Origin of the sequence: Kribbella sp. (genome assembly GCF_035687465.1) — a bacterium.
Classification (GTDB): Bacteria; Actinomycetota; Actinomycetes; order Propionibacteriales; family Kribbellaceae; genus Kribbella.
The window spans coordinates 1-11,817 of record NZ_DASRXP010000164.1 but is presented as its reverse complement, the minus strand read 5'-3'; the positions used below and the strand labels follow the sequence as shown (position 1 = coordinate 11,817).

Here is an 11,817-nt window from a genome sequence, read left to right as displayed (position 1 = left end):
CAGGCCGACGCGGCCTCGATCGGGGACCTGCTCGCCGAGGACGCCCGCTACACCATGCCGCCGCTGCCGGCCTGGTTCGACGGCCGATCCGCGGTGATGCGGTTCGTCACCGAGCGGCTGTTCGAGACCCGTTGGCGCGTGCGCAAGATCCGCGCCAACGGCCAGCCCGCCTTCGCGTGCTACAGCTACGACCCGGGCGACCACCTTTTCCGCCTCGGCGCCATCAACGTTCTCCAGCTCCGCGACGGCAAGATCACCTGGATCTCGGCCTTCCTCGATCCCGCCGTCCACCATCGCTTCGCAGTACCGGAAACCCTCCCGTCCTAGCCCTTCGGTAACGCGGGACTGCCGTCGCGCCAAGTACTTCCGTAAGCACCAGAGACGGAGGGGTCGGATGACAGGCTTGGAGATCGGGCGGGATCCCGATGCGTTCGAGGTCTTCTACCGCGAGCACATCGAGAAGGTGCAACGGTTCGTCGCCCGGCGGGTGGCAGATCCACATCTGGCCGCGGACCTGACCGCCGAGGTGTTCCTGGCAGCGATCGACTCGGCGGACAGCTACCGATCAGGACGCGGTACGCCGACCGGGTGGCTCTACGGGGTCGCGCACAACGTCGTGTCGGCCGAACGCCGCCGCAAGGCCCGGGAACTCCGCGCGAACCAGCGGATCTCCGGCCGACGGTTGCTGACCGCGGACGACGTCACCCGGCTGGAGGAACGGATCGACGCCGAGGCGTGGGCCCGGGACCTCCTGCCGGCCATGGACGAACTCCCACCGGGCGAGCGCGCGGTACTGGAGCTCGTCGCCCTGGACGGACTCAGTCCTCAGGACGCGGCCCGGGCCCTCGGCATCCGCCCGGCCACGGCGCGCGTTCGCCTGCACCGGGCGCGCACCAGATTGCAGACCCGGTTACAGCCGGACCTCGCCCCCGCCGTCGACCGCATCACCATCCCGGAGGTCACGTCATGAAGACTTTTGAAGACGAACTGCTGGCCGAGCTACGGGCTGTCGTGTCCGAGCGCGAGGTCGCACCGCGCCGGTCTTTCGTTCGCAGACACCGCGTCGCCGTGGGCCTGGCGGCCTGTGCCACCTTGGCTGTCGCTGGAACTGTCACGGCCGCGGTGGTCGGCGGGGAGCGGACCACCTCTCCGGCGTACTCGGTCACCGAGGGCCCGGACGGCAAGGTGACCATCACGATCTACAACGGCGAGGACGGTGAAGGCATTGAGCGGCGACTGGCTCAGGCCGGGGTGACCGCCGAGGTCACCGAAGTTCCGGTCAACCAGAGCTGTGTGCGGACACCGGAGGGGATCGGCTTCGACGGCTACTGGAGCTCTACGGACAACTGGGACGGCCATCAGGCACACGGCCACTCGTGGACGCTGAAGCCGGCAGACTTCGTCGATGCCACGCTGCTGATCGAAACACGATCCTACGGAGACCGCCGGGGAGTGGTGAGCGAGTTCGGCTTCGTGAAGACCGGGTCGTTCGGCCCGTGCAGTGCAACAGAGTAGCGCCCGCCGCGTAGGTAGTCAGTGGGTTCAGGAAGAGGCGCGGGATTCCAAATAGCGTTGTTCGGGGACGCTTTCGGTCAACCGCGCAGCCTGGCGATAGGCCTCGCGGGCGGCTTCCTTTTCGCCGGCGAGGTCCAGGAGATGGGCCCGTACTGCGGACGTTCGGTGGTGGTCCCGGAGTACGGGGTCGATCGAGTCGAGTTGGTCGAGGCCGGCCTGGGGACCGTGGACCATGGCGACGGCGACGATCCGGTTGAGGGTGACCATCGGGCCGGGAGCCAGAGTCTCGAGAAGTTCGTACAGGACCAGGATCTGCCGCCAGTCGGTGTCGTCCGCGGCAGCAGCTTGATCATGGACCGCGGCGATCGCGGCCTGCAGCTGGTACGGACCGACAGGGGCCGTGCGCAACGTCGTGGTGATCAATTCGGTGCCCTCGGCAACGGCGTTGGCATCCCAGAGCCCGCGGTCCTGTTCCGGCAGGGGGATCAGCGCGCCGTCCGGCGAAGTGCGAGCCGGGCGGCGCGCATCCGTCAGCTGCATCAGCGCGAGCAGACCGGCGACCTCGCCCTCGGTCGGCAGCCGGTCGTACAGCTGCCGGGTCAGGCGGATCGCCTCCGCGCTGAGCTCGACGCGGTGCAGGCTCTCGCCCGAGCTCGCGGTGTAACCCTCGTTGAAGATCAGGTACAACACATGCAGCACCGCCGCCAGCCGATCGGACAGCTCCTCGCTCGGCGGCAGCCGGAACGCCGCCCCGCTCGCTTTGATCTTCGCCTTCGCCCGGCTGATCCGCTGCCCGATCGTTGCCTCAGGCACCAGGAAGGCCCGGGCGATCTCGGGTGTGGTCAGTCCGCCGACGGCGCGCAGCGTCAACGCGATCTGCGACGGGGGAGTGAGCGACGGGTGACAGCACAGCATCAACAGCGTCAGCGTGTCGTCGACCCCGGCGGCCGGGGACGGGTCCGCAGGCGTCATCGCCGCAACGGATTCCTCCCGCCGCTGCCGGGCCGCCTCATTCCGCAGTACTTCGATCCGCCGCCTCGACGCGACCGTGATCAGCCAGCTCCTCGGGTTGTCCGGGAGACCGTCGACGGGCCACTGGGTCGCCGCGGCGATCAGGGCCTCCTGGACCGCGTCCTCGCAGGTGTCGAACCCGCCGTAGCGACGGACCAGCGGACCGAGTACCTGCGGTGCCAGTTCACGCAGGAGTTGCTCGATGCGCCCGTCGTCGGCAGCCGTCAACGCAGTGCGCTCAGGTCCTGGATCGGCCGCACCTCGACGATGCTGAACGGTGCCTCGGGGATCAGTGCGACGATCTCGGTCGCCCGCTCCATGCTCGCGCAGTCGACCAGGTAGAACCCGGCCAGCTGTTCCTTCACCTCGGCGAACGGTCCGTCGGTGGTCATCGTCGAGCCGTCCCGGACGAGTACTTGCTTGGTCTGCGCGGGATCGGCCAGCGAGTCGGACACGATGAACTCGCCACTGGCCCGGAGCGCGTCCTCGAGCTCGGTGTAGCCGGCCATCGCCTCCTTCTGCTGCTCTTCCGTCATCCGGCCCCAGACCTCCCGGGACGCGGGATTGCCATAGATCAGGATCAGGAACTTCACCGCGGTCTCCCCTCGCCGGCTGTCGATCCACAGTAGAGCCACGTGGCGCACCAGGTCTCAATCGCATCACTGTCTAGTTGCTGGTGTGCAGCGGCCGTAGCTGAGCCGGTTAAGTAGCGTTCACTGATTCAGGGGCGCACCCGGGTTACCCCGGAGTGGCCCGGGCGAAACCTGATAGCGCACCCAAGTAGAGTTGCGACCGGGACTGGGGCAAGTGTCAAAGGGAGGGGTCGCGCGTGCCGGATGTGGAAGTGTCCGACCGGATCGTGACGATCCCGAACGCACTCAGCGTCCTCCGGTTGCTGGGCGTGCCGCTGTTCCTCTGGCTGATTCTCGGGCCGGAGGAGGACGGCTGGGCGCTTGTCGTCCTGATGATCGCGGGCTTCACGGACTGGGCCGACGGTCAGATCGCCCGGCGGATGAACCAGACCACCCGGCTCGGCCAGTTGCTCGACCCGGTCGCCGACCGGCTCTACATCTTCGCGACCGTGCTCGGTCTGGCGTTGCGCGACATCATCCCGTGGTGGCTGGCGATCGCGTTGCCGTTGCGGGATCTGTTGCTGACCTTCACGTTGCCGGCTCTGCACCGCCGCGGCTTCAACGCGCTGCCGGTGCACTTCCTCGGCAAGGCCGCGACCTTCTGCCTGCTCTACGCGTTCCCGCTGCTGTTGCTGGGCGACGGAAGCAGCACGCTGAACGAACTGGCCCGGGTCTTCGGCTGGGCCTTCGCGATCTGGGGCACCGCGCTGTACTACTGGGCGGGCGCGCTGTACTTCACGCAGCTGCGGCACCTGATCCAGACCGTCAAACCGATCAGCGGGCAGACCGGGTAGATCGTGACTCAGTCTCCACCCGGGCAGCGGCGCGTCGACGCGTCCATGTCGCTGCTGAACAACCTGATGGCCCACCCCTTGGACGAGGGGTACGCCGTCGCCGCCCGGTCGCGACCGTCCCAAGGGGGCAGGCCGAACAAGTCCCGGCACCGGGTGCTGCTGGTGATCGCGCTGGTCGTGCTCGGGTTCCTCCTCGCGGTCGCCGCGTCGCAGAACTATCGCAGCGCACCGGCGGCGGAGAAGGAACGCAACGAGCTGATCAGCCGGGTCGAGCAGGCCGACTCGCGGCTGAACGACCTACGCGACCAGCAGACCAGCCTGGCCGACGAGGTCCGGGGCCTGCAGGCCAGTGGGCTGAGCAACTCCAGCTCGGGCACCGCGTTGCAGCAGAAGCTCGACGATCTCGAGCTGCAGGCCGGGGCGGTGGCCGTGACCGGGCCCGGCCTGAAGGCCGTGGTGGACGACGCGAAGAACGCCGACAAGGAAGGCCGGCTGCTCGACGTCGATCTGCAGCAGCTGGTGAACGGCCTGTGGACCGCCGGCGCCGAGGCCATCTCGGTGAACGGCCACCGGCTCACCTCGCTGACCGCGATCCGCGGCGCCGGGACCGCGATCACGGTCGACTACAGCTCACTGACCCCGCCGTACACGGTGCTCGCGATCGGTGACACCGCGACCATGCCGGCCCGGTTCGCGCAGAGCTCGGGCGGCCAGTGGGTGCAGTACCTGGTCAGCAACTTCGATGTCCGGATGACGATCACGACGGAGGATTCCTTGCTGGTACCAGCCGATGCGACCATCGCGCTGCGGCACGCGAAGGTGGGTGGACCGAAATGATCGCCGTACTCGGTCTGGTGATCGGCGTCGTGGTCGGTCTGCTGGTCGCGCCCGATGTGCCGGAGTGGGCCCAGCCCTATCTGCCGATCGCGGTGGTGGCGGCCCTCGACGCGGTCTTCGGTGCGCTCCGCGCCTTCCTGGACGGGATCTTCGACGACAAGGTGTTCGTCGTCTCGTTCGTGTCCAACGTGCTGATCGCGGCCCTGATCGTCTACCTCGGCGACCAGCTCGGGGTCGGCTCGCAGCTGTCCACCGGGGTGGTGGTCGTGCTGGGGATCCGGATCTTCACCAACATGGCCGCGATCCGGCGGCACGTCTTCAGGGCCTGACATGAGTGACGAGAACGCGACCCCGCCGCCCGCCGAGGCGGACCCGCCGGCCACGCCGACACCGATGCCGCGGCCGAAGAAGCCGAAGTCGCCGAACCTGGCGCTGCGCCGGCTGCGGACCGGCTTCAAGCCGTCCCGCGGTCAGGCGATCGTCGCCGTGGTGCTCGCCCTGGTCGCCTGTATGGCGGTCGTCCAGGTCCGGGTGAACCGCGCCGACGACGGCTACCAGAACGCCCGCCGCGAGGACCTGATCGCGATCCTGGACGGCCTGAACCAGAACAACCGCCGGCTGGAGAGCGAGATCACCGAACTGGAGGACCGGAAGAACAGCCTGTCGTCCAGCGCGGACAAGGCGCAGACCGCGCGGGAGCAGGCTGAGCAGCAGGTTCGGACCCTCGGCATCCTGGCGGGCACGCTGCCCGCCCAGGGGCCCGGTGTCCGGATCACCCTGAACGACCCCGAGGGCAAGATGAACTCCGGCAACCTGCTGGACGCGATCGAGGAACTGCGTGACGCGGGTGCCGAGGCGATCCAGATCAACGGCTCGGTCCGGGTGGTCGCCAGTACCGACCTGGTCGATGACCCTCCGGGCGTCAAGATCGACGGCGAAAAGGTCGGATCGCCGTACGTGATCGAGGCGATCGGGGAGTCCCACAGCCTGGCCGAGGCGGCCAACTTCCCCGGCGGTCTGGTCAGCGAGGTGACCGGCGTCCAGATCGGCGGCACCGCCGAGGTGACCGAACAGCAACAGGTCCAGATCACTGCCTTGCACGCCCCGGACGAGCATCGCTACGCTCGCCCGGCTCCCAGCCCCACCAAGTAAAGCCCCCTTGAGCGGCAGTGCCCCTTAGATGAAAGAGGACCCAAGGTGTACCCCGAAGACCTGAAGTACACGGCCGAGCACGAATGGGTGAAGGCCGGCGAAGGCCCCGCGCGGGTCGGCATCACCGACTTCGCGCAGGACGCGCTCGGTGACATCGTCTATGTCCAGCTGCCCGAGGTCGGTGCCGCGGTGCGCGCCGGCGACTCCTGCGGTGAGCTGGAGTCGACCAAGAGCGTGAGCGACCTGTTCGCCCCGGTGAACGGCACCGTCACCGCCGTCAACGAGGCCCTGGCCGACCAGCCCGACCTGGTCAACACCGACCCGTACGGCGAGGGCTGGCTGCTCGACATCCAGGTGGACGACGACGAGGAGGTCGAGGCGCTGATGGACGCCGACACCTACCAAGGTCAGCTCGACCAGAGCTGACTGGCCGGGACTGATAGGTTTTGTCGGACCTCAACTGCTGGTCGAGGGTTGAGGTCGGCCATTGTTCGGGCCAGCCACACTTGTCATCACGGGGTTCACAGATACGTCGCCGGACCACCGGCGGTCGGGAGGATCACAGCATGCCGTTCTGCAACCAGTGCGGGCACGAGAACTCCGAGGGCAGCAAGTTCTGCTCGCAGTGCGGAACGATGCTCCCTGGCGCGGACCGTCCGGCGGCCGCTCCCGGGGTCACCGACACCGCGATGCTGACGCCGATCAACGTCGAGCCCGAGACCGAGCGGATCGAGTCCGGCGAGCAGTTGTCCGCTGAGGACGAGGCCGCGGTCGGTGCGCTGCCGGCCGGCTCGGCGCTGCTGATCGTGCAGCGCGGGCCGAACGCGGGCAGCCGGTTCCTGCTGGACGTGGACGTGGTCACGGCCGGCCGGCACCCGGACAGCGACATCTTCCTGGACGACGTGACGGTGTCCCGCCGGCACGCCGAGTTCCGCCGCGACCCGTCGGGCGTCAAGGTCCGCGACGTCGGCAGCCTGAACGGCACCTACGTGAACCGGGACCGGATCGACGAGGTCCAGCTGGCAGGCGGCGACGAGGTCCAGATCGGCAAGTACCGCCTGGTGTACTACGCCAGTGGCCAGGCCTGAGCCTCCGGTCGGAGGCAGCAGCATCGGTGAGGTGCTGCAGGTCCTGCAGGCCGAGTTCGCCGACGTCACCATCTCCAAGATCCGTTTCCTCGAGGCCGAGGGGCTGGTGACGCCGGCGCGGACCGCGTCGGGTTACCGCAAGTTCAGCGCCGCCGACGTCGACCGGCTGCGGTACGTGCTGGCCGCGCAGCGGGACCAGTACCTGCCGCTGAAAGTGATCAAGGAACACCTGGGCGCGATGGATCGCGGCCTGCGCCCGCCGACCACCCCCGGTGGACGTCCGGCCGCGCCTGACCAGGTGCCGGAGCCGGCCGGTCTGCCGGACGCCGAGGACTTCTCCAGCTATGGCACCGAGCTGAAGCTGACCCGGGAGGAACTGCGGGTGGCCGCAGGCATCAGCGTGGAACTGCTCGACCAGCTGGAGAGCCACAACCTGGTGGTGGCCAGGGGCAACCACTACGACGGGGACGCGATCCTGGTGGCGAAGGCGGCGGCCGGGTTCGCGGAGTACGGGATCGAGCCGCGGCATCTGCGGCCGTTCCGGACCGCGGCGGACCGCGAGGTCGGCCTGATCGAGCAGGTGGTCAGCCCGCTGAGTAAGCAGCAGGACCGGATCCAGGAACTGGCTGCCCTCGCCGTCCGGCTGCACGCCGCCCTGGTCCGCTCCCGCCTGTCCCGCTGATCCGGTTCACCCGCTTTGCTCCCGGGGCGCACCCGGTGGGCAGCCCGGGCCTGGCCCGCAGAGTAGGCTGAAGGAGTGCGCGAAGTCGACGTGGTCGGAGTCCGGGTTGAGATGCCCTCGAGTCAGCCGATAGTGCTGCTCCGGGAGGTCGGCGGAGAGCGATACCTGCCGATCTGGATCGGCGCGGCCGAGGCCAGTGCGATCGCCTTCGCCCAGCAGGGCATGGAGCCGCCCAGACCGCTCACCCACGACCTGTTCGCGGAGACCATCCGGGTCCTCGGGCACACCCTGAGCCAGGTCCGGATCGTGAACCTGACCGACGGGGTGTTCGAGGCGATCCTGGTCTTCGACGACAAGACCGAGATCTCCGCCCGCCCGTCCGACTCGATCGCGCTCGCGCTGCGGACCGGTACGCCTGTGTTCTGCACCGAGGAGATCCTGGCCGAGGCGGGCATCCCGGTGCCGGACAGCGAGTCCGACGATGACGAAGAGGTGGTCGAGGAGGAAGAGGTCGAGCGCTTCCGTGAGTTCCTCGACCAGGTCACCCCTGAAGACTTCGACAAGAGCTGAACCACCAACCCCGTGTTCATTCGCCCCCTTTTCACCCTCGCGCTCAGCTCCCGCCTGACCGCTGGCGGCCCCTGAGGGTGAAAAGGGGGCGAATGAACCTGCGGGTTGGGTACAAGAGCGGACAGGTAACGATTCGTGACGGTGGCGCGACACGCTCCCGGCTCGGACCCGCAGTCGTTGACCCACCCAGGTCGGCGGCTTACCTTGAAGGAGTTGTGGGGTGTTGTAACTCCACGGATGTGATCCGTTCCAGTCGGTACCCAGGGAGGCTCAGGCGTGACACGCACCGGCGACACTGATCTGACGGCGCAGTCGACGTCCGAAGCGCACGCCGAGGCGGCCGCCAGCGCAGGCGTGCAGGGGCTCCTCTTCGACGACGACCTCTCGCCGATGCCCGACGATGTCGGCTTCCGCGGCCCGACGGCGTGTGCCGCGGCCGGGATCACCTACCGTCAGCTGGACTACTGGGCCCGGACCGGCCTGGTCTCCCCGTCGGTCCGTCCCGCGACCGGATCCGGCACGCAGCGGCTCTACGGTTTCCGTGACGTTCTGTTGCTGAAGGTGATCAAGCGGCTGCTCGACGCCGGCATCTCGCTGCAGCAGATCCGTAGCGCGATCGCCCACCTGAGCAAGCGCGGGATCGACGACCTGACCCAGATCACCCTGATGAGCGACGGCGCGTCCGTCTACATGTGCACCTCGCCGGACGAGGTGATCGACCTGCTGGCCGGTGGCCAGGGTGTCTTCGGCATCGCACTTGGCGGTGTCTGGCGCGAGGTCGAGGGTTCCCTGTCCGAGCTGCCGACCGAGCGTGCCGACGGCCACGCCGAGGGCGACTCCGACGGTCACGCCAACGACGAGCTCGCCGCCCGCCGCCGCGCCCGCATGACCGGCTGAAACCTCAGACCAGCTCAGTGCGTCCACTCACCCCGGATTCCCTTCGCGGTGTGTGGGCGTCTTTGTTGCTCCCGCTCAACCCCGACGACAGCATCGACTTCGCCCGCCTCCAACAGCAGGTCCGAGTCCTGGTCGCGTCTGGTCTGCACGGCCTCTACGCCCACGGCACGGCCGGCGAATTCCAGACTCTCTCCGAGACAGAGTTCGACCAGCTCAACGAGTTGTTGGCTGCTGCCTGTGTCGAGGCCGATCTGCCGTTCCAGCTGGGCGCCAGTCACCCCTCGGCGCAGCTCTCCGTAGATCGCGTACGCCGGTCCGCAGCGCTCTCGCCTTCCGCGATCCAGGTCATCGTGCCCGACTGGCTGGCCCTCACCGACCGGGAGGTCCTGGACTTCCTGACCCGGGTGGCCGCGACGGCCGGTGACGTCCCGCTCGTCCTCTACAACCCACCGCATGCGAAGACGCGAGTCGGGCCCGAGCTGCTCGCCGACCTTGCGCGCGCAGTACCGGAGTTGGTGGGGTTGAAGACGGCTGGTGGTGACAGGGAGTGGTTCGAGCGGGCCTCGCAGTCAGGGTTGTCGATCTTCGTGCCCGGGCATTTCCTGGCGAGCATGACGCCGCTGGGAGCGCACGGGAGCTACTCGAATGTCGCCGCGTTGTCGCCGGCGGGCTCGGTCCGGTGGTACGAGCAGATCCACAGCGATCCCGCCGCTGCGCTCGAGGTCGAGAAGCGGATCGGAGAGTTCTTCGCGCTGCACATCGCGCCGTTGCAGGCGGCGGGGCTGTCCAACCCGGCGCTGGACAAGTTCCTGGCCGCGGTCGGTGACTGGGCGGAGGCGGGGACGCGGGTGCGATGGCCGATGAGCTTCGCGATGCAGGATCAGGTGGACGCAGCCCGGCCCGACGCACGGCGACTGCTGCCCGAACTGTTCGACGGTTCCTGGTAACCTCGGACACGCCGTACACAGCACTCGGGAGAGTCTCAACACAGCTGTTTGGTTGGGCGCCGAAGGGGCAATTCCTCCCCGGAACCTCTCAGGCCCATGGACCGGGTGCCACAGGCAACTCTGAAGCGCGCATGCGTGACAGAGGGGGAGGCCACCGGCAACAGTCAGCAACGGAGCCTCTCAGATGACAGCGCCTAATTCCTTCCCCGCCCCACCGCCCCGGTCGAACGAATCCCAGATGTCGGCCGCGTTCGCCGACCGTCATATCGGGCCGCGTCCGGACGAGGTCGCGCGGATGGTGCAGACCCTCGGGTACGCCGATGTCGACGCGCTGGTGGATGCCGCCGTGCCCGCGTCGATCCGGTCCGCCGAGCCGCTCCGGCTGCCGGCTCCGGCCTCCGAGGTGGACGCGCTGACCGAGCTCAGGCAGCTCGCCGCGCGCAACAACGTGGCCACCACGATGATCGGCCAGGGGTACTACGGCACCTTCACGCCGTCGGTGATCGTCCGCCGGCTGGTCGAGAACCCCGCCTGGTACACCGCCTACACGCCGTACCAGCCGGAGATCTCGCAGGGGCGCCTCGAGGCGCTGCTGAACTTCCAGACCGTGGTGTCCGACCTGACCGGCCTGCCGACGGCGAACGCGTCGCTACTGGACGAGGGCACCGCGGCCGCCGAGGCGATGACGCTGGCGCACCGGTCCAACAAGAAGAGCAAGAGCGAGCGCTTCCTGGTCGACGCCGACTGCTTCGCCCAGACGATCGCGGTGGTCCAGACCCGCGCGGAGGCGCTCGGTATCGAGGTGGTCGTTGCCGACACCACCGATGGTCTTCCGGAAGGCGACTTCTTCGGCTTCCTGGTGCAGTACCCGGGATCCGGTGGCGTTGTACGGGATCTGAAGCCGTTGGTGGCCGCTGCTCATGAGCGGGACACGCTGGTCGCGGTCGCGTCTGACCTGCTGGCGCTGACGTTGCTGGAGGCACCGGGCGAGGCCGGGGCGGACATCGTGATCGGCTCGTCGCAGCGCTTCGGGGTTCCGCTGTTCTACGGCGGGCCGCACGCGGGCTTCATGTCGGTCCGCGCGGGCCTGGAGAGGTCGCTCCCCGGCCGGCTGGTCGGAGTATCGGTCGACGCGGACGGCGCACCGGCGTACCGGCTGGCTTTGCAGACGCGCGAGCAGCACATCCGCCGCGAGAAGGCCACGTCGAACATCTGTACTGCGCAGGTGCTGCTTGCTGTGGTCGCCTCGATGTACGCGGTGTACCACGGGCCGGACGGGCTGAAGGCGATCGCCCAGCGCGTGCACGACCACGCCGACAGCCTGGCCGCGTCGCTGCGTGCCGGTGGCGTCGAGATCGTGCACGAGCAGTTCTTCGACACTGTGCTCGCGCGGGTTCCGGGTCGCGCCGCTGACGTCGTCGACGCGGCTCGGCAGACCGGAATCTGGCTGCGGCTGGTCGACGCCGACCATGTCGGCATCTCCTGTGACGAGAAGACGGACCCGACCGCGCTCGGCCGGGTCTGCCGCGCCTTCGGCGTCCGGTACGACGCGACGCTGTCCGGGGCTGACCTGGCTACGACAGTGGTCCGGACCTCGGAGTACCTGACGCACCCGGTGTTCAACACGCACCGGTCCGAGACGGCGATGCTGCGGTACCTACGCAAGCTGTCCGACTACGACTACGCGCTGGA

16 protein-coding genes and 1 riboswitch are annotated in these 11,817 nt (G+C 68.5%); of the genes, 14 read left to right on the top strand and 2 right to left on the bottom strand.

Annotated elements, in window-relative coordinates:
• The 3 genes from VFG33_RS08290 to VFG33_RS08280 form a co-directional block, all read left to right on the top strand.
• On the top strand, positions 1-327 hold a 327-nt coding region (locus tag VFG33_RS08290; protein ID WP_325024112.1), incomplete at its 5' end, for a nuclear transport factor 2 family protein.
• Positions 328-394: 67 nt separating this feature from the next.
• Positions 395-970 (top strand): RNA polymerase sigma factor, encoded by a 576-nt coding sequence (locus tag VFG33_RS08285; RefSeq protein WP_325024110.1) that lies wholly within the window; start codon positions 395-397, stop codon positions 968-970.
• Positions 967-1,515, top strand: a complete 549-nt coding sequence (locus VFG33_RS08280) for a hypothetical protein (protein ID WP_325024108.1) — start codon at positions 967-969, stop codon at positions 1,513-1,515. Before VFG33_RS08285 ends, VFG33_RS08280 begins: the two co-directional genes overlap by 4 nt.
• A 27-nt stretch (positions 1,516-1,542) precedes the next feature.
• On the opposite strand, the gene VFG33_RS08275 is transcribed toward VFG33_RS08280, so the two are convergent.
• Both VFG33_RS08275 and VFG33_RS08270 read right to left on the bottom strand, forming a co-directional pair.
• Positions 1,543-2,754 carry an RNA polymerase sigma factor gene (locus VFG33_RS08275; RefSeq protein WP_325024106.1) on the bottom strand — a complete coding sequence of 404 codons (1,212 nt, stop codon included), beginning with the start codon at positions 2,752-2,754 and terminating at the stop codon, positions 1,543-1,545.
• On the bottom strand, positions 2,751-3,119 hold the full coding sequence (locus tag VFG33_RS08270) for a YciI family protein (protein ID WP_325024104.1): 369 nt from the start codon (positions 3,117-3,119) through the stop codon (positions 2,751-2,753). Before VFG33_RS08270 ends, VFG33_RS08275 begins: the two co-directional genes overlap by 4 nt.
• A gap of 236 nt (positions 3,120-3,355) precedes the next feature.
• Here VFG33_RS08270 and clsA point away from each other — a divergent pair, with 236 nt between their 5' ends.
• The 11 genes from clsA to VFG33_RS08215 all read left to right on the top strand — a co-directional run.
• The gene (clsA, locus tag VFG33_RS08265; RefSeq protein ID WP_325024102.1) at positions 3,356-3,952 is read left to right on the top strand and encodes a cardiolipin synthase ClsA; all 597 of its coding nucleotides are present in this window, start codon (positions 3,356-3,358) and stop codon (positions 3,950-3,952) included.
• Positions 3,953-3,955: 3 nt separating this feature from the next.
• Positions 3,956-4,789 carry a DUF881 domain-containing protein gene (locus tag VFG33_RS08260; protein ID WP_325024100.1) on the top strand — a complete coding sequence of 278 codons (834 nt, stop codon included), beginning with the start codon at positions 3,956-3,958 and terminating at the stop codon, positions 4,787-4,789.
• A complete protein-coding gene (locus VFG33_RS08255) occupies positions 4,786-5,118 on the top strand; it encodes a small basic family protein (RefSeq protein ID WP_020389931.1) in 333 nt (110 codons plus the stop codon). The genes VFG33_RS08260 and VFG33_RS08255 overlap by 4 nt, the downstream gene beginning before the upstream one ends.
• A gap of 1 nt (position 5,119) precedes the next feature.
• Complete coding sequence (locus VFG33_RS08250; protein ID WP_325024098.1) at positions 5,120-5,941, top strand: DUF881 domain-containing protein; 822 nt, start codon at positions 5,120-5,122, stop codon at positions 5,939-5,941.
• Between the two features lie 45 nt (positions 5,942-5,986).
• The gene (gcvH, locus tag VFG33_RS08245) at positions 5,987-6,367 is read left to right on the top strand and encodes a glycine cleavage system protein GcvH (protein ID WP_325024097.1); all 381 of its coding nucleotides are present in this window, start codon (positions 5,987-5,989) and stop codon (positions 6,365-6,367) included.
• Positions 6,368-6,507: 140 nt separating this feature from the next.
• A complete protein-coding gene (locus VFG33_RS08240; protein WP_325024095.1) occupies positions 6,508-7,029 on the top strand; it encodes a zinc-ribbon and FHA domain-containing protein in 522 nt (173 codons plus the stop codon).
• Positions 7,016-7,711 (top strand): transcriptional regulator FtsR, encoded by a 696-nt coding sequence (gene ftsR / locus VFG33_RS08235; RefSeq protein ID WP_325024093.1) that lies wholly within the window; start codon positions 7,016-7,018, stop codon positions 7,709-7,711. Before VFG33_RS08240 ends, ftsR begins: the two co-directional genes overlap by 14 nt.
• Positions 7,712-7,786: 75 nt before the next feature.
• On the top strand, positions 7,787-8,281 hold the full coding sequence (locus VFG33_RS08230; protein ID WP_325024090.1) for a bifunctional nuclease family protein: 495 nt from the start codon (positions 7,787-7,789) through the stop codon (positions 8,279-8,281).
• Positions 8,282-8,557: 276 nt separating this feature from the next.
• Positions 8,558-9,178 carry a MerR family transcriptional regulator gene (locus VFG33_RS08225; RefSeq protein WP_414672934.1) on the top strand — a complete coding sequence of 207 codons (621 nt, stop codon included), beginning with the start codon at positions 8,558-8,560 and terminating at the stop codon, positions 9,176-9,178.
• A gap of 50 nt (positions 9,179-9,228) precedes the next feature.
• Positions 9,229-10,125 (top strand): dihydrodipicolinate synthase family protein, encoded by an 897-nt coding sequence (locus tag VFG33_RS08220; protein WP_325024088.1) that lies wholly within the window; start codon positions 9,229-9,231, stop codon positions 10,123-10,125.
• Positions 10,126-10,140: 15 nt separating this feature from the next.
• A riboswitch (glycine riboswitch) is annotated at positions 10,141-10,239 on the top strand.
• A 70-nt stretch (positions 10,240-10,309) separates the two neighbouring features.
• On the top strand, positions 10,310-11,817 hold a 1,508-nt coding region (locus tag VFG33_RS08215), incomplete at its 3' end, for a glycine dehydrogenase (protein WP_524538122.1).